Source organism: Paraburkholderia ultramafica, from assembly GCF_902859915.1.
Classification (GTDB): domain Bacteria; phylum Pseudomonadota; class Gammaproteobacteria; order Burkholderiales; family Burkholderiaceae; genus Paraburkholderia; species Paraburkholderia ultramafica.
In genome coordinates this window covers 1-16,388 of the sequence record NZ_CADIKK010000064.1, presented here as the reverse complement: position 1 = coordinate 16,388, position 16,388 = coordinate 1, and the positions used below count along the sequence as shown (strand labels likewise).

18 protein-coding genes and 4 pseudogenes are annotated in these 16,388 nt (G+C 63.1%); 13 read left to right on the top strand and 9 right to left on the bottom strand.

All coding sequences use genetic code 11. From position 1 onward, the window contains the following. Window positions 1-103: 103 nt before the first annotated feature. Window positions 104-196, bottom strand: a pseudogene (locus tag HV744_RS34620) (IS6 family transposase); the annotation flags it as partial. Between the two features lie 285 nt (window positions 197-481). Between HV744_RS34620 and HV744_RS34615 the strand changes: the two are divergent. Then, window positions 482-1,456: a cysteine synthase A gene (locus HV744_RS34615; RefSeq protein ID WP_175153775.1), complete on the top strand. Its 975-nt coding sequence runs from the start codon at window positions 482-484 to the stop codon at window positions 1,454-1,456. 52 nt (window positions 1,457-1,508) lie between these two features. Then, entirely contained in the window at window positions 1,509-1,856 is a 348-nt protein-coding gene (locus HV744_RS34610; protein WP_175153774.1) for an MTH938/NDUFAF3 family protein, read from the top strand. Between the two features lie 118 nt (window positions 1,857-1,974). On the opposite strand, the gene HV744_RS34605 is transcribed toward HV744_RS34610, so the two are convergent. Then, a complete protein-coding gene (locus HV744_RS34605; RefSeq protein WP_175153773.1) occupies window positions 1,975-3,963 on the bottom strand; it encodes a thioredoxin domain-containing protein in 1,989 nt (662 codons plus the stop codon). Window positions 3,964-4,157: 194 nt separating this feature from the next. Here HV744_RS34605 and HV744_RS34600 point away from each other — a divergent pair, with 194 nt between their 5' ends. Continuing rightward, window positions 4,158-4,385 (top strand): hypothetical protein, encoded by a 228-nt coding sequence (locus HV744_RS34600; RefSeq protein WP_175153772.1) that lies wholly within the window; start codon window positions 4,158-4,160, stop codon window positions 4,383-4,385. Between the two features lie 34 nt (window positions 4,386-4,419). Here HV744_RS34600 and HV744_RS34595 read toward each other — a convergent pair whose 3' ends face one another. Continuing rightward, window positions 4,420-4,728, bottom strand: coding sequence for a hypothetical protein (locus tag HV744_RS34595; protein ID WP_175153771.1), 309 nt, complete (start codon window positions 4,726-4,728; stop codon window positions 4,420-4,422). A 420-nt stretch (window positions 4,729-5,148) separates the two neighbouring features. On the opposite strand from HV744_RS34595, the gene HV744_RS34590 reads away from it, so the two are divergent. The 7 genes from HV744_RS34590 to HV744_RS34565 all read left to right on the top strand — a co-directional run bounded on the left by HV744_RS34590 (window position 5,149) and on the right by HV744_RS34565 (window position 8,827). Beyond that, entirely contained in the window at window positions 5,149-5,595 is a 447-nt protein-coding gene (locus HV744_RS34590) for an SET domain-containing protein (RefSeq protein WP_175153770.1), read from the top strand. A 188-nt stretch (window positions 5,596-5,783) separates the two neighbouring features. Next, window positions 5,784-6,095, top strand: a complete 312-nt coding sequence (locus HV744_RS34585; protein ID WP_175153769.1) for a type II toxin-antitoxin system ParD family antitoxin — start codon at window positions 5,784-5,786, stop codon at window positions 6,093-6,095. A 68-nt stretch (window positions 6,096-6,163) separates the two neighbouring features. Continuing rightward, window positions 6,164-6,370, top strand: coding sequence for a type II toxin-antitoxin system RelE/ParE family toxin (locus tag HV744_RS38360; RefSeq protein WP_343056496.1), 207 nt, complete (start codon window positions 6,164-6,166; stop codon window positions 6,368-6,370). Continuing rightward, window positions 6,370-6,504: a hypothetical protein gene (locus HV744_RS38155; protein WP_281363693.1), complete on the top strand. Its 135-nt coding sequence runs from the start codon at window positions 6,370-6,372 to the stop codon at window positions 6,502-6,504. The genes HV744_RS38360 and HV744_RS38155 overlap by 1 nt, the downstream gene beginning before the upstream one ends. Window positions 6,505-6,513: 9 nt before the next feature. Next, a complete protein-coding gene (locus tag HV744_RS34575) occupies window positions 6,514-7,386 on the top strand; it encodes a hypothetical protein (RefSeq protein WP_175153768.1) in 873 nt (290 codons plus the stop codon). A gap of 16 nt (window positions 7,387-7,402) precedes the next feature. Beyond that, window positions 7,403-8,032, top strand: a complete 630-nt coding sequence (locus HV744_RS34570; RefSeq protein WP_175153767.1) for a hypothetical protein — start codon at window positions 7,403-7,405, stop codon at window positions 8,030-8,032. A 384-nt stretch (window positions 8,033-8,416) separates the two neighbouring features. Next, window positions 8,417-8,827 (top strand): hypothetical protein, encoded by a 411-nt coding sequence (locus HV744_RS34565; protein WP_175153766.1) that lies wholly within the window; start codon window positions 8,417-8,419, stop codon window positions 8,825-8,827. A gap of 38 nt (window positions 8,828-8,865) precedes the next feature. Here HV744_RS34565 and HV744_RS34560 read toward each other — a convergent pair whose 3' ends face one another. After that, window positions 8,866-9,228, bottom strand: a complete 363-nt coding sequence (locus HV744_RS34560; RefSeq protein WP_175153765.1) for a hypothetical protein — start codon at window positions 9,226-9,228, stop codon at window positions 8,866-8,868. A gap of 302 nt (window positions 9,229-9,530) precedes the next feature. Here HV744_RS34560 and HV744_RS34555 point away from each other — a divergent pair. The 3 genes and pseudogenes from HV744_RS34555 to HV744_RS34540 all read left to right on the top strand — a co-directional run. Then, window positions 9,531-9,897 (top strand): annotated as a pseudogene (locus HV744_RS34555) (ISKra4-like element ISBte1 family transposase); the annotation flags it as partial. 160 nt (window positions 9,898-10,057) lie between these two features. Next, on the top strand, window positions 10,058-10,282 hold the full coding sequence (locus HV744_RS34550; RefSeq protein ID WP_175153764.1) for a hypothetical protein: 225 nt from the start codon (window positions 10,058-10,060) through the stop codon (window positions 10,280-10,282). Window positions 10,283-10,958: 676 nt separating this feature from the next. Then, window positions 10,959-11,861: a M28 family peptidase gene (locus HV744_RS34540; protein WP_175153763.1), complete on the top strand. Its 903-nt coding sequence runs from the start codon at window positions 10,959-10,961 to the stop codon at window positions 11,859-11,861. A gap of 67 nt (window positions 11,862-11,928) precedes the next feature. Here HV744_RS34540 and HV744_RS34535 read toward each other — a convergent pair whose 3' ends face one another. The 5 genes and pseudogenes from HV744_RS34535 to HV744_RS34515 form a co-directional block, all read right to left on the bottom strand. Continuing rightward, entirely contained in the window at window positions 11,929-14,433 is a 2,505-nt protein-coding gene (locus tag HV744_RS34535) for a spermine/spermidine synthase domain-containing protein (protein WP_175153776.1), read from the bottom strand. Window positions 14,434-14,536: 103 nt separating this feature from the next. Further along, window positions 14,537-15,268, bottom strand: a complete 732-nt coding sequence (locus tag HV744_RS34530) for a protein-L-isoaspartate(D-aspartate) O-methyltransferase (protein WP_246279349.1) — start codon at window positions 15,266-15,268, stop codon at window positions 14,537-14,539. A gap of 45 nt (window positions 15,269-15,313) precedes the next feature. Then, window positions 15,314-15,442: pseudogene (locus tag HV744_RS34525) on the bottom strand (hypothetical protein); the annotation flags it as partial. 270 nt (window positions 15,443-15,712) lie between these two features. Further along, entirely contained in the window at window positions 15,713-15,916 is a 204-nt protein-coding gene (locus tag HV744_RS34520) for a hypothetical protein (RefSeq protein WP_175153761.1), read from the bottom strand. Further along, a pseudogene (locus tag HV744_RS34515) lies at window positions 15,916-16,388 on the bottom strand (polyhydroxyalkanoate depolymerase); the annotation flags it as partial. The gene HV744_RS34520 and the pseudogene HV744_RS34515, both read right to left, overlap by 1 nt.

Sequence of the window (16,388 nt, the reverse complement as noted above, 5' to 3'; positions counted from 1 at the left end):
ATCTGCATGATCTTCCACCTTGGGCACTTTGATGCCGTCGGCCCGTGAGGGTCCACCTTCCTTCTTCGCTTCCACCGCTCACGGGTGGGAGGCGTTCATATCATTCTTCAAGGTGCCGCAGACTCAAGGGATACGCCACGGACCAGCGCACGCAAGTCAGCATCACGTCGAACGGACAATGCAGGCGTTTGAGCACTCAGGCCACCGCCGGATTCAACGTCTTCATCGAGCCTTCAGTCGTTCGTGTCGTTCCGCACATCATAGCGGACCGCCTTACTTCAACAGAACCCAGATTGGCTGGTGGTTGGGGCGCGAACAACGGCTAGTTCGATGACTATCTTCCTTCGTAGATAGCCGTAGAAGCGAGAGCGGCGTCGACGGATGCTGGCGTGCTGCCTCGCCGGTAAACATCACGCGGCCCCTTCGCCTACACTGTCAGTGTGGGAGAGGGGCGCCAATGATGGCGTGAAAAAGGGGCTTCATGGACGTGCGGGGCGGTTTCGTCGGCAGCATCGGCAACACGCCGCTGATCCGGTTTTCCAAGCTCAGTGCGGAAACCGGCTGCGACATTCTCGGCAAGGCCGAGTTCATGAACCCGGGCGGTTCGGTGAAAGACCGCGCCGCGCTCTACATCATTCAAGATGCCGAGCGGCGCGGTGTACTCAGGTCTGGCGGTACCGTGGTAGAGGGCACTGCCGGCAATACCGGCATCGGCCTGGCCCATATCTGTGCCGCGCGCGGCTACCGCTGCGTAATCGTCATTCCGGAGACCCAGTCGCCAGAAAAAATGGACCTCCTGCGCGTGCTGGGTGCAGAGGTGCGTCCGGTGCCGGCGGTGCCATACAAGGATCCGAACAACTACCAGAAGATCGCCGGGCGTCTCGCGCTGGAGATGGAGGGCGCGATCTGGGCCAACCAGTTCGACAATCTCGTCAACCGGCAGGCCCACTATGAGACCACCGGGCCGGAAATCTGGCGCGACACGGATGGCACGCTGGACGCGTTCGTGTGCGCCACCGGGACCGGCGGCACGCTCGCCGGCGTCGCGCGCTTTCTCAAGGAACAGAACCCTGACGTGAGGATCGTGCTTGCTGATCCGCACGGCAGCGGCCTGTACAGTTTCGTGAAAACGCGCGAACTCAAGGCGGAAGGCAGCTCGATCACGGAGGGTATAGGCTCCAGCCGTGTCACCGCTAACCTCGAGGGCACACCAATCGATGACGCCGTGCGCATCGACGATCAGCGCTGCGTCACGATGGTCTACCGGTTGCTGCGGGAGGAAGGACTGTTTGTCGGCGGCTCGACCGGCATCAACGTGGCGGCCGCCGTGTGGGTCGCCCGGCAGATGGGGCCGGGCCATACCATCGTCACGCTGTTGTGTGATCGTGGTGATTTGTACCGTGCGCGGCTGTTCGATCCCGCCTGGTTGAAGGAGAAGGGGCTGGTACCGGACTGAGCGGCGTGGCGGCGCAGACGAGGGCGCCGGCACAACACCAGCGGAGGTGCGTATGCGCTTCGAAGCATTTTGCTTTGGTTCCATCCGCATTGATGGGGTCACCTATCAGTATGACGTGGTGATCGACCACGGGCAGGTTCGCAAACGCAAGAAGAAACCCTCCAGGAAGTTCCGCGAGGCCTTTGGGCACACACCGCTGTCCGGAGAAGAGGACATACCCTGGAAATGCCACCGGCTTGTGATTGGCACAGGCACCGGGGCGTTACCGGTGATGGAAGAGGTGAAGCGCGAGGCCCAGCGTCGGCAGGTCAAACTGGTTATCCTGCCGACAGAGGAAGCCATCGCCAAGCTCAAGGAACACCCTGACCGGACCAATGCGATCCTGCATGTCACGTGCTAGACCGTGCGTGGACCGCAAATCGCGTGCTGCATCATTCCAGATTTTTCCAGTTTCAAAAGGCCCGGTTTCATGGGGCAGCCTCAGATGCCGATCAGGTGGTGATAGCGGTGGGTTGCGATCAGGGTGCACAACGCTCAAGGAGCGCCTTGCCGTCGGTCACCGGTGCGGCGCACGTGCGATTTCGGCACACGTAGGCGGCAGGCCTGCCCTTGACCGGGCGGTGCCCCTGGCCGATCGGCACGTCTTCGGCAAAAGCCAGCACGCGCGCGGGGAGGTATGCACGGTGAACGCTTGTTACGAGCGCGGCGGCGCCCGATTTGTCGCCCGCAAAGACGATCTCGAGCGGGCCGCGTTGCGCGAAGTCCCGGGCGGCAAGGAGGTGCGCGAAGCCGGCTGGCGCCCTGGCGGCTGCGACCTCGTATCTCCGGAATTCGTGCTCGGCGCGGTCACGGTAGAGATCGTCGCCCGCGAGTTCATGCAGGCGCAAGAAGGCAAACACGCTCGTTGAGATGCCCGACGGCCAGGCGTTGTCGTATGCCGCACGGGGCCTGTGCACCAATGGCTCCCCGTCGCGCGGTGTGAAGTAGAGCCCGTCCTCCCAGAACTTATCGAGGATGAGTGCCACGAGTTCGATGGCACGATCGAGGTAGCGCTTGTCGAAGCAGGACTCGTACAGGTCGAGCAGCGCGTTGCAGAGGAAGGCGTAGTCTTCGAGAAACCCCGGCACCTTGGCTATCCCGTCCTTCCAGGCTCGGTATACGCCGCCGTCAGGCAGGGTCAACCGATCCCGGATGAAATCGGCGGCCCGCTTTGCCGCACTGAGATATTCGGGGGTGCCCGTCGTCTGGAAAGCGGCACAGAGCCCCTCGATCATCAGGCCGTTCCAGCCGGTGAGAATGTTGTCGTCCCGGCCCGGGCACGCGCGTCGGCCGCGCGCCGCCATCAGCCGCTCGCGCCAGCCTGCCAGACGTGCTGATTGCAGCGCATCCAGTTCGACCGCACGGTGGAGTACCGTGGCACCGTGTTCGAAGTTGCCATGCTCTGTGACGCCGTAGGCCCGGCACACCAGTGCACCGTCGGCCTCGCCAAGCACTGCCTTAATCTCGGCGGGCGTCCAGACGTAGAATCTGCCTTCCTGTCCTTCGCTGTCGGCATCTTCGCCGGCATAAAAGCCGCCGTCGGGGTGCGTCATATCGCGCAGAACGTAGGCGATGGTTTCCTCGACGACGTGACGCCAGGCCGGCTTGCCGGTCAGGCGGTAGGCGTCCGCGTACAGCTTCACGAGCTGGCCGTTGTCATAGAGCATTTTCTCGAAGTGCGGCACGGCCCAACGTGCGTCGACACTGTAGCGGGCAAACCCACCGCCGAGTTGGTCATAGATACCGCCCGCCGCCATATGGTCGAGCGTGCGTCCCAGTGCGTCAAGCAGCGTGGGCTCGCCACTTCGATGATAGACGCGCAGCATAAGGTCGTAGCAGCTTGGGTTGGGAAACTTGGGTGCGCCACCCAGCCCGCCATGGACCGGGTCAGTGTTCCGTGCCAAGGCGCGGGCTGTTTCTGCCGGGAGATCCTCGACTTCGGTGGCTTCACCGCCCAGGTATGCTTGATCGAGCTGTCGGAAACCCTGCTGAAACTGCGCAATGGTGTCGCGCAGCTCCTCTCGCCGATGCCGCCAGGCTTCGCTCAGACTCATCAGCACGCGCGCGAGCCCGGGGCGGCCGTAGCGCTCGTCCGGCGGGAAGTAGGTGCCGCCGAAGAACGGCTCTCCCTGCGGCGTCAGGAATACGGTGAGCGGCCAGCCGCCTCCTTGTCCCATCATCTGGCTGACTTGCTGATAGATGTCGTCTACGTCGGGTCGCTCCTGCCGATCGACCTTGACGCTGATGTAGCGCTCGTTCATCAGACTGGCAATACGCGGATTCTCGAAGGATTCGTGCGCCATGACGTGGCACCAGTGGCACGCGGAATAGCCCACGGAGAGCAGGATCGGCTTGTCTTCCTCGCGGGCGCGGCGAAATGCCTCCTCGCTCCACGGATACCAGTCCACCGGGTTCTCCGCGTGTTGACGGAGGTAAGGGGAGGTTTCGGTGGCGAGCCGGTTCGTCATGGCGGTCTCCAGCCGGACTTACGCGCCGGTCGTGATGACAAATGTCGCGCAGACTCGTGCGCTCTGCAAGCGCGCGGCTGGTGGAGTTCCTGGCCGAGCGCTCCGTGGCCGGGGTAATCGTCCTTTTCGTGCAAGATCTGGCGCTTTGTTCCGAAAACCCGTGATTATTCAAAGTTTGCCAGATCGAGCTTGATGTGGCAGACACTCAGGCGGAAAACCTTGCTGGACAAGGCTTTGCGAGAGGCGACCGCCAGATTTTGCACGAAAAGGACGATACCCCCGAGGCGGATCACGTGTCTGGCGCAGTGATTGCACGTGTGCACCGAAGAACCTGGTCGGTCAGTCCGATCCCGAAGTCGCCACCAGGCGATCGGACCGAAGACGGCAGTCACGAACAACTCAGCAGCTTCCTCGTGCGCTGATAGCAGCAGGAGCAACTCTGTGAACGCTGCGACCTCAGTCGTCGAACTCGTCCGCTTCCAGAGCGTCGGCGAAATCCTTGAGCCAGGTGGCGAAATGATCGGTATCGTAGATCGCCATCTTTCCGTTGGTGATCCTCACTACGGAGATGGAGACGCTGCGGCAAGCGCAGATGCGTGCCCAGGAAGCCCGGTCGTCGTCCGTATCGGCCGGAGTCCGGAAGACGCCACGACCGACCCGGTCATCCCGCACGGTGCCGACCGCCAGGCCGGAAACGCGTCGCAAAAAAGCGGTATAAAACGCAGAGTGATCCGACGCCCGGGAAACTGGCTGTATGGCTGACATTTACCTGCTCACTGGACTGACGCTTCCACAGGGCGTCGCGCCTGAGTCTCTGCCCGCAACCGTGACGCTCTTCATGGCGGATTGCTGGCCGGGCATGAGCCGCACGCAGATGATTGCCCGCGCGAAACGGCGGGGGCTGCGCCTGTCCCTTCCGCGCAACGACGCCGTGTCCGTCCGGCGTAACCGGCGTGTTCGAGTTGCGCTGCAGCGATGGCGCAGTGGAGTGCCTGATGCTGGCGCGGCTACAGCGCGTTGGAAAAAGAGGCGGTCGCGCCCGACGTAGCAGCCGGACCGACGGATCCCGCCCCCGCCCGGCGCGCGATCCGCGGCAGACCAGTCTGTTCTGACGCGACGCTCCCGGTTGCCGCGGGACGTGCCGCCCGCTATGCTCGCGGCCTTCAACGGATCAGGAGTGATGAAGTGCGGCGCGTGACGGTCAGGAAATCATCGGTGCATGGGCGAGGCGTGTTCGCGCTACAGGCGATTCCAGCCGGCCAGCGGATCCTCGAATACCGCGGGGAGGTGACGTCGTGGCGGCGGGCATCCGCCCGGCACCGGCGATCCGGAATGCCTGGCCACACATTCATTTTCGGGCTGGCTGACGGGCGCGTAATCGACGGCAGCGTCGGCGGCAACAGCGCCCGCTGGCTGAACCATTCGTGCCAGCCGAACTGCGAGGCGATCGAGGATGAGCGCGGGCGGGTTTTTATCGAGACGCTCAGGCACGTGATGCCGGGCGACGAGCTTTTCATCGCCTATGGACTCACTGTTGGGGACGCGATCACGCCCGAAATTCTCGCCGACTATGCCTGCCACTGTGGGACAAAGCGGTGTACTGGTTCGATGCTGGCGTCGGCAGGCGGGTAACAGGCACGCCCGTGACAGACGCATCCAGCTTTTCCTTCGAAATGGATCGGCGCCGGACGGGCCATGAAGCTGTGCGCCGTCCCGTCCCTCCGCGCGCAGCCGCTATCGTCATCTGTGCCAGCCCGGCGCGCCTTGCCAGCACCCCCGTCGACGGAGTAGGATTAAATCCTGTCAGCCTGGAGAGCGCCATGCGTACCACACAGCAGTTCAGCATTACCCTGCCCAACGAGATGGCCGAGCTCATCCGCACCAAGGTCGCCAGCGGCGAATATGCTTCTGAAAGCGAGGTGATCCGCGACGGGCTACGCACCCTAGCGGCCCGCGACAGGGCCATCGAGGCCTGGTTGCGTGACGAGGTGGTGCCTGCGGCCGAAGCGTTGCGCGCGGAGCCCGCGCGCGCGCTCACGCCCGAGCAGGTGCGCGCTCACCTGCGAAGAAGCGCTCGGGCGCCGCATGAACTATCGGGTGCAGTTTGCCCCGGAAGCGCGGGACCAGCTTGAGGCCATCGAACGGTTTATCCGTGAAGCGGGTTCGCCCATCACGGCGACCCAGATACGTCGACGCCATCGTGAGTTTCTGCCTGCGCCTGCAGACGTTCCCTGAGCGCGGCGTGCCGCGCGATGATCTGTTGCCTGGCCTGCGCGTGACCCACTACCGGCAGCGCGCCGTGATCGCTTACCTTGTGGATCCCGAGGTGGTGTCAATCGTTGGCGTGTTCTACGGCGGACAGGCCTGGGAACCGTCTTTCGCGGATCCGACAGAGCACGACCACTGATGACGCGCCCGCACGGTGTCGCCGACGCGGGCGTTCGGCGCGCCATTGTCGAGTCAGTCGATGAGCACCGCAGGCAATTGAGAAGCACGGTCAAATGGATTAATCTCGTCAGCCTGACCCGCAAACTGTTCTGAACCCGACGGATGCAGCTCGACATTTTCAACGACAGCCGCGACGTGATGCTGCGCAACGATGTCCTGTCAGCGTTGCAGCAGTACGATGCCGCGGGCGCGCGGCGCGCGCTGCAGGCCCTTGCGAACGAATATCCGGACGACGTCGCCCGGCTGTATTTCGGGTCCATCGTCCATGCCCTCGAGGGTCGACCGACGGTACCGTTTGACCGTCACGAAGCCGCCCTGCAGGCTCGGCAGGCGCTATCTTACGAAGTCCAGCCCGCAGTCGCGCGCGTGTTCCCGGGGCAGACCGGGGCCACCTGGCTCGCACCGCTCTGGGCAGAACTGGCCGGACGCGCCGCTGCGCTGCCTTTCCTTTCGGACCACGCGGATGCGCACGCGGCGCCGCTCTTCCTGCTTGCTGCGAGGTGGCTCGAGGCCTCTGATTCGATATCTCGCATCGCGTCCTGGCGACGGATTCCAGCGCCGCTGTGCTGGATGACGGAGGCACGTTACCGGCTCGATGGCCTGGACGCGGCCTGGCCGTTGCTGGTCGAACTTGCGTGGCTTTCGCCATCCCGGTTTGACCGCCTTTTGAGCCGGCTTGACGACGCGTGCGTCAACAGGTTGCGGCGCGCCTTCGATACGTCGTTCGACGGCCCAGGCGACATCGGCGATCTGGCATGGCTTCCGGCGTGGGTACTCACGGAAAAGGCCGGCCTCGCACCGCTGTTCAAACGGGCGGAGCCTTCGCGACAGAATGCGCCCGAGCGGGCGGCGAAGGTGATGCTCGAGTTACTCAGCCTGGAGCGTCAGGGCCGGCATCACGAACTTCTGGAAACCCGGGGCGAACTGCAGGCGCTCAACGCGGCGCTGTACGCCGCCTATATGAAGACGCGCTGAGCTGGCACCCCGGAGCATGAAACGTACGACCTCTCACACCGCTCACAAGTGGTCGTTCGCCACGCGGTTCCGGCGTGGTGCCTTCAGCTGGAAATCCGCGTTGCCGATCCAGCGTCTGAAAGAAGCGCTCGCGGAGATCCGGCAGATCGCCCGTGCCGATCCTGTTCTGGCTGCGGACGGCGCGGTCGCTTTGCTCGAAAAGCTTTCGCCGGCGTTTGAACACGTAGACAGCTCGTCGGGGGCAATTGGCACTGCCGTGAATCGCGCAATCGACGCGCTTGTGCCGGTCATCGCTGGGGTGGATGTGCCCGCTCCGGTCCGGATGCGTTGGCTGGATCGGCTGTTTGACGCGCTCCAGGATGACCCGATGCCATATATCGAAGAGCTGGGCGATCGCTGGGGTGACCTGTGTACGTCGCCCGCCATCGCGTCCTCATGGGCAGACCGGTTGTTGCCGGTTACAGCGCGCGTGATGGGCGCTGAAGGTCTGGGCGAGCATTTCGCGGGCACCACCGCCTGCGTTCGTCGCCACGGTGCTGGCGCATCATCTGTCTGCATGACGTCGCGATGCAGTCAGGTCACGAGATTGACGGTCCCGCACGGCCCGCGGCCGGACGTGTTGTCGTCAACGGGTCGCTCCCGCTAGTGTGGGACGGGCGCCCGTTATGCCGCCGATGACTGAACTGAAGCGCAACGCAGCTATAGACGGTAGTTTTACGGTAGGCAGAAGCCCGTACAGGACTAGCATCATGAAAGAGTACAACCCCGAGTGCGCGCCCGAACCTGAATCATGGCTTGACCTCAATTGTATGGGTATCACCCCAGTCGGTAATCAATTCAACGCGAACGACGATTTTCATCGCACACCTCGGCGGATATACCAGCGAGGCTCAATGCTACCGCGCCGAAAACCCCACGCTTTTCAACAGTCCCTGATATTTTGGCGGATCGGTAGCGTGTGGTGAAAGGCGTCGATCGCGGCGCTCGCGCTAAACTATTAGTGTCGGTATCGTCCGAGGAGGTGTCCATCATGGCAATCGAAGTCAAGGATCCCAACTACGAGCTCGGGGAGAAGGCGACATATGTCACCGTCAACGGCGCCAAATATGCAATCGTGCGCGCGGACGCCTGGTTCGACCAGACCGGGGCCGAGAACGCCCCTGCGCCGGGTGGCAAAGCGATGTCACTTCCGCTGGGGGACGTAACCAGGGGTAGTGGAAGATTTTACGGCGTGAAAACCGTCAAGCTCGCCCTCAACCCTGACCATCGGGCCTATCACGCAGCGGTGCACAGGGCGACTTACTACCCTGCGGATCAGGTGACGTTCACGGCCGTTTCCAGGAAGAAGCTGCGCCCTGGTGGTTCGGCGCATCGCAAAACTGATGGTGTCGGGCGCGGCAAGGTCGGCGTGGGCGGCATGCGTACCAAGTCGCACAGCTGACGGCGCACGGGTCGAGTCGCAACTTCCTGGACGAGGAACTAGCGGGACGCGTCCCGCTTTTCGTAGATCGCCTTCGCCTTGTCCTTCCGCCAGCTCAGGAAGTTAGTCACCACGGCCGCAATGAATGTGACGATGGTGGTAGCCGACGACGCAATGAGTGTCTTTTCCTCAGTATCTAGCGAAGGCGTTGTCGGTTGGTATGGGGAAGCGGATGAAAATGCGACTGCCGGGGCGCTTTGGGACAAGGGTTGTGATGCGCTTTTTGACTGCACAACGGTTGCTTGCGGCAGCTGATTCCCCGACAGATAACGCACGAAAAGGGCGGCTGTTATGCAAAAAGAGCCCACGAAGAGACCAAGGAATAACCGACAAAACAGATCGAGCCTGGTGGAGTTTGTCACGCCTGCCTCCGTCTTCGTCGACGGTTGCCGCACTCTTATATTGCGCCAGAACCTCGCGGAATTGACAGCCCAGGCGTTGAAAGACTAGAGGGCGGCCACAGGGGTGCATTGCCGGGACGCGACGTGTTTAGGGTATTCGTTCGATTGGTGCGAAACTGGCGTAACGGCGTCAAAAGCCGCTTGCAGCAAGGCGATACGACTGCTCAGCGTTTTCGTGTATGACCGATTTGCAATCCGTTGATCTATGAGTGCTTTTCCGCGCACACGCCGGATATTGCACCGAACGTACGAATACCCGATGAATCAGGGGGCTGCCGGAACGCGACGAGCGGCCTTCCGGTGCGCTGGTCGATACGCTGCATTGGGCCAAATGGCACCAGACTGGAGGACTTTATCGGCTACCTCGAGAACGACCAGAACGTTATCGTGGACTATGGGGACCGCTACCGCCACGGCGAGCCGATCACGTCAAGCCTTGTCGAATCGGCAGTCAACCAAGTGGTCAGCAGGCGCTTTGTGACGCGGCAGCAGATGGCGTGGCGACCGGCTCTCGCGCACGGACTTCTGCAGGTGAGGACGGCCGTCCTGAATGAGCAACTGCGATCACGCTTCGAGCGATGGTATCCGGCGCTCGCGACCAACAATAGCGCTCACCAGATTGCCGCGTAGAGCCCCCGCTTTGGCGCGGTCTCCTGCTTTCAGGTGCGCCGACGGCTATGATGAGAGCATCGCCAACAATTGCATCCGCAGACGCTCTTGACGTTACGGTCCGATACCGCGACCGGACGCGCGCTCGTGGGACAACGGATATATCTTGAGGGTAATCGCCATGCTTGACCTGCACATCCGAAAATACATGGCACGGCACGACGAACATCGCGTCGATACAAGCCCACGCGCAGACGTCAGCGCTGAGCAGGCTGCCTCACGCTGGCTGGTTGCGCTCGCGCTAATCGGAAGCGCGATCGCGGCAATCGCAATCGCCACCAGCCTGCCAGCCACCGGACTTGCGATTTACCTGATGCTGACACTGCCGTTCGTGTTCTTCGCCTGACCGAGCCCAATGCACAGCGCCGTCGGTACAGGGCAAGCAACTATATACGTCACGCGAATTGCGCGAACAGGTTGCCGAGCATTGACGCGAGCATCACTTCGCCATAGATCGGCCAGGACTGCGCCACCACGCCCCAGAACCAGTGGCGAGGGCGGGGCACGGCGCTCTCCCCGCCGCGCTCGTTGCAACCGGTGAGCGGGGCGGGCGAACAGCCCATGGCCCGCATAGTGCTGCTGCATGGCCGCCTCTGCAGGCGCTCCTGAAAAGCATCTCCGAGCCGGTCCTGCCCGCCGTTGCTGTTGCGAGGCCCGCGCCCGCGCGTCTGGAGATCGGGTGCGTAGCGCAGCGCGGTTGCGGGAGCCCGGCGTCGGAACCGTTGTATTCCTGAAACGTGCGCCTGATTCGTGGCGGGCTTGCGCTTCAATGTGACGGTGGGCGGGGAGACTTCGTCAGCCAAAATATCCGACATCAGTCTCGACTGTGAAGCGTTGCCGGTCCGCATCCGCGTACGCGTTGAGCCTTGAATGCTCGCAGCTGACGGCCAGGCTGAAACCATCGAGCGGCGACAGGGCGGGCGAGCGGGAATCCGTGCGTCGCCCGCGTCGACACGCACCGAACCGCCCGGCTGCCACCGGCCCCGCTGCGAGTCCATCACGGCGTGTGCGGGAGAAGTTGTATGCAGACTGCGAGCGTGTCCGACCTGGCTGCGGCGTTGGAACGGCATGTGAACGTCCTTGCCGGAGACATCGGCGAGCGCAACGTGTTCCGCCCGGCCGCGCTGCACGCGGCTGCCGACTATATCGAACGGCAATGGGCGATGCGTTGCTGCGCAGTGAAGCGCCAGAACTATCTGGTGCGAGGCGTCCAGTGCGCGAACATCGAGGCGGCGCTGCCAGGCTGCGTTCAGCCTGACGAAATCATCGTATTGGGCGCGCATTACGACACGGTGCCCGGCAGTCCGGGGGCCGACGACAACGCCAGCGGCGTCGCCGCGCTGCTCGAGACGATGTTCCTGCTTCAGGCGCTTGCGCCCCGGTACACCGTGCGCTGTGTCGCGTTCGTGAACGAGGAAGCGCCGTTTTTCTTCCGCGGCGACATGGGGAGCCTGCGGTATGCGAGGGCCGCGCGTCTGCGCGGGGATCGCATTCGCCTGATGCTGTCGCTCGAGATGCTGGGCTACTACCGGGACGAGCCGGGCACTCAGGCGTATCCGCCGCTGCTGCGTTACTTCTATCCGCCATGCGGCAATTTCATCGGCTTCGTTTCCAACCTTCGCTCGGCGCGCCGACTGAGATGGCTTACCAACGCGTTTCAGGCCTCGTCGGATTTTCCGCTGCAAAGGGCGGCGTTGCCGTGGTTTGTGCCGGGCGTCGCGTTGAGCGATCACTCGTCCTTTTGGCGCGAAGGCTATCCGGCTGTGATGGTCACGGACACGGCGTACCTGCGCAATCCGCACTACCATACCGCGCACGATGTCCCTGCGACGCTTGACTATGACCGCATGGCCGCCGTGACGCGCGGTCTCGCAGGGAGCGTCGCGTCGCTCGCGCCGACGCCCGCCGGACCTGGCATGCGGTGAGCCGATCCTGCTCGTGAGCACGCGGGCCCGTGCGGAACCACACCGACTCAAACCGGATCACGCCGGATCAAGGGTAGGCAGCCGCCGCAGCAAGATAGAGCAAGACCGCTATCACGACCACCGCGGTAAAGCCGAGATGAATTGCCAGCACCGTCGCCAGAACCGCAGCCACTACGGAAGTGCATGCGTTGATGCCCCATGCCCAGGGCACGAGCGTTTCGGCGCCGGCAGCAACGCGGCTGAGCCCCAGCGGAAAGGGCATCCCCATCGCAAACGCGAGCGGCGCGACGAGCAGCACGGCGATCACGATCCTGGCCGGATCGGATAGCGGGATCAGCAGCGGGAACAGGGCGGGGAGCACGAACAGGTAGGAGAGCGAGATGGCGGAGATCGCAACGATGGCCGTCGCCGCGACCGACCGGCGATTCGTGGTCCTGCGCGGCCGCGGCGCGTGGCTGGCGAGGAGCGCCTCGCGGCCCTGCAGGCGCTGTGTGTACCGGCTTCCGAGTCCCGCGAACGAAAGGAACGCGCATAGCACGACGGCGACAGCGTAGAGCGGGTGACTCAGGAGCAGGATGAACTTCTGGATGAACGCGATTTCGATGAACATGAAGGCGAAGCCGACCGCGACAAAATAGATTGCGACTCTACGCCCGGATATCGCCGCCGCTGAAGGCGTGGCGTCACTGCGGGAACTGGCCGTTAAGAGCGGCGAGCCATGCGCCGCGCGCTGGCGGCGCCTCATCACCCAGAGTGGAAAGAGGATCAATGCCAGGGCCGTCAATGCGGCCTGAAGCAGGGTCGCGATCAGTACCGGATAGCCCCATTCCAGCAAGGGCAGGCCGCCTCGCCCCTTCAACGCGAGAAACTCGGGCAGCGAACGCCATTTGAAGAAGTGAAAGAAGTACGGCTTGTCGTCCGTGGCGGGACGGACGTCGAACTTGTAGCGTGCCCAGAACGTGTTTCGCCCGGGGCTCAGCAGCGCGCGCGCAGCGTCGAAGAAGTAGGGCCTTTCAAGCACGTTGTAGCGATTCGCCTCGGCGGCCCGCATCCCCGGGTAGTATCCGACGTCAAACGAACGGGCACGGCAGAAGCTGCCCAGTGCGACGATGTCCGCGTCACTGAACTCCCCGTTCTTGACCAGCAGCGTCGTCGTCTTCCAGCCGCGGATCAGCACGAGCCGGCGGGAGGGTTGCGTCACTCCGGCGTGCTCCATGGCCAGCATCCCCGTCGCAAACAATTTCAGGATGTCGCGTGGCGGTAGCGTGACCCAGCGCGTAATCGCCAGCATGCCACCAGGGTTGAGATGGCGAAGATAGTCCTGGAACGCTTCCACCGTGTACAAATAGCTCTCGGAAAGCGCGTAAAGGCCGGCCGACGAGGCGCTGAACGAATCCAGCAGCGCGACCTGGATGAGGTCGTAGCGCTCGCCGCGCGCGGCGACGAAACCACGCGCTTCGCCGATGAACAGGCGAACGTTGGGTGCGCTGTAAGGCTTGCCGGAAAAGTCGGCGAAGCGGCGCTGCACCGCGTCGACTATCTGTGGATTCAGTTCCACCGCGTCGATTGCGCTCGCTTCGTGGTACAGCGCCTGCAATACGTCGGCTCCGGCGCCGCTGCCAAGCACGAGGACTTTGGGTCGCCACAGCAAGTGATAAGGAAGCGCAGAGGTCAGATAGTCGAGGTAACCGAGCGGCTCGCGCCGTCCGTCATAGCGATTGAGCGCGGACAGTCCGTCGCCGTCGGTAAACACGCCAAGTTGCGGCGGCGGCTCCGTGGTCGCGTTGAGGCTCAGTCCGGGCGCATAGCGGAAGGGGATCAAGGGGCTCTCCACCACCGTGACGAGACCCAGCGGACTCGAGCTTTCGGCGACCACGTGCGCGTCCTTGATGCGCAGGGCCTGGCTCAATTCCTTGTACTCAGACGGCCGTAGCGCGATCCAGTCGCGTGGCAGGCTGGCCGGCAAAACGGCCGCAACGCCCAGCAACAGCACCGGCAACCAGTGTCGATGCCAGCGGCACTCGATGCATGCCAGCGCCGCTGCTGCCAGACCTACTCCGCCCAGAAGTCGGAGCGCATCCAGCGGAGCAAGGGCAAATAGCGCAACGATGACGGCAAGGCTGCCTAATCCGGCTCCGACAATATCAAAACTGTAAATGCGGGGAATCTGATCATTGAACCGAGTGAAGGTGAGACAGACACTGGTCGCGGCGCAAAAGAAAGGGACGAACAGGAGCAGATAAATCAGGAACAGGCGCAGCGGCTGCTGCGGATCCCACAGAATTTCGAGGGGGTTGAACGCGACGCGCTGGGCGAGCGCGAAAGAGGCGACCGCCGAAACGCCGAACAGAATCGCGCCGCCGACGAACACCGTTGCAAACCGGGGCGCGAGCCAGCGCTGCGCCAGCGCCACCATCGCACCGGCTGCTCCGTAACCCAGCAGCGCGACGCTGATCATCATGTACGCGAAGTGATGCCATTGGATAATCGAAAAAAGGCGCATCAACAGAAGCTCGTAACCGAGCGCTGCGGCCGAGAGCAGGGAGAGGGCGAACAACGGCGCGGCGGGCATGATCGCGTGAACCGGAAAGGGATGCGGGAAGGGGCGTGCGCTCAACCAATGCTGCCATGCGGGTTCGCGCTGTTCCTTTGCGTCGCTTGATTCCTACGCAGAATCAATGCCCGGCGAGCGGCACGAAGCTGACGGGCAGGATCTGTCGGGTGGAAACAGTCCCGTCGTTCGCCTTCGTGATCAGCAGCAGATACTGCGTCAGAAACTGCGCGCCTACCGGAATGACAATCCTGCCGCCGGGCTTCAACTGCCGCACCAGAGGAGGAGGGATATGGCTCGCGGCTGCGGTGACGATGATGGCGTCGTAGGGCGCGTGCGCTTCCCAACCGTAATAGCCGTCTCCCACCCTGGTTTCCACCCGCTTGTACGCGAGCCGCCGCAAGCGCTCCTGCGCCGCATTGCCCAAAGGCTCGATGATTTCGATCGTATATACCGCTCGCGCGAGGGTCGAGAGGATCGCCGCCTGGTACCCTGAGCCGGTGCCAACCTCCAGCACAACGTCAGTGGGCTTGATCATCATAAGGTCGGTCATCAACGCGACAATGTACGGCTGCGAAATGGTCTGGCCATAGCCGATGGGAAGCGGCCGGTTCTCGTAGGCGTTGCGCTCTTCGCCAGGCGGGACGAACTGGTGACGAGGCACCTGGTCCATCGCGGCGAGCACGCGTGCATCGATGGCGGGTCTGCCGGTTGCGGCGACGGTTTCGGCCGTGAGCTCCGCGATGTCCTTGATCATTCTCGCCCGAAGGGGTGCAAAATCGTCGGCCGCGTGAACGCCGGAAGACATCCACACCAATGCGATTGCTGGAATCAGGGTGCGCAGCCAGCGCAACATGACTGGTTTCACCATGCGGCCCCTGTTGCCTGACCTACTGCAATTCTACGCCCGTGCGCACTCGAGTTTCGGGCCGGGGGTATCCATGAAAACGAGCCCACGCGCTCGGACCGGTTGTGCGTATTCGTACACTTCGATCAGGTTCGTGGAGCCGCCCTTGGCAAGGCCGCCCAGCGGCAAGCGCGCGCTGGTCGGGGCGCAGATCTCGCGCATTAAACGCTGCATCGGCGCGCGGCTACTGACGCGTCGACTCGAATCGCAGAAACGCGAGGGCGTGGTCATTGCCAACCTCGTGAACCCATGGAACAGCTTCGGCAAGGCGGTTTGCGTCAACACAGCCTGGTTGCGTCCGCAACCAACGGGGCGAATACCCTGTTGAACAAAGCCTCGGCTAGGCGCACCTCGCACCTTCGAGTCGGTGAGTAAATGCAATGGTGCTGGCCCTCATTGTTGACCGACGCCTTCGCCTGCCGTTGCCGCCGTCGGTTCATGTGGCGATGCCGACGTTTGCTCGCGAAGTTCAGCAAAACGGCCGTGGCGCCCGGCACGATCAAGAGTGGACTGTGGGAGGAAGGCCGCCAGTAGGTACGTGGTATATCCACCGAAGACAAGCGCCAACATCACATAAAGCAAGGCCTGAGCGCTCATTACCGCATCTCGGTGAGCGCGCCCTGAAGCGTATCCAAGCAAGCGTCTTCTTTGCAGACATTTCTTGGCGCCCTATCGTGTTCGAAAATGAACTCGCGCAACTGCGGATAAATGATGGTGCGCCAGCGGCGTCCCGAGAAAATGCCGTAGTGGCCGCATTTTTCCGCGGTGAAGTGGCGCTTGTTCTGCTCCGGAATGCCGGCGCACAACTCATGCGCGGCATGGGTCTGCCCGTCGCCGGAAATGTCGTCCAGTTCGCCTTCGATCGTGAACAGCGCGGTCTTCGTGATGTCCTGCGGCCTTACCCGCTCGCCGGCGACGTCCCACGTGCCTTCGGCCAGACGGAATTCCTGGAACACCCCGCGGATCGTATCGAGGTAATAGGCCGCGTCCATGTCGAGCACCGCGTTGTACTCGTCGTAGAAGCGGCGATGCGCTTCCGCATCGTCTTCGTCGCCGCGCAGCAGGCTCT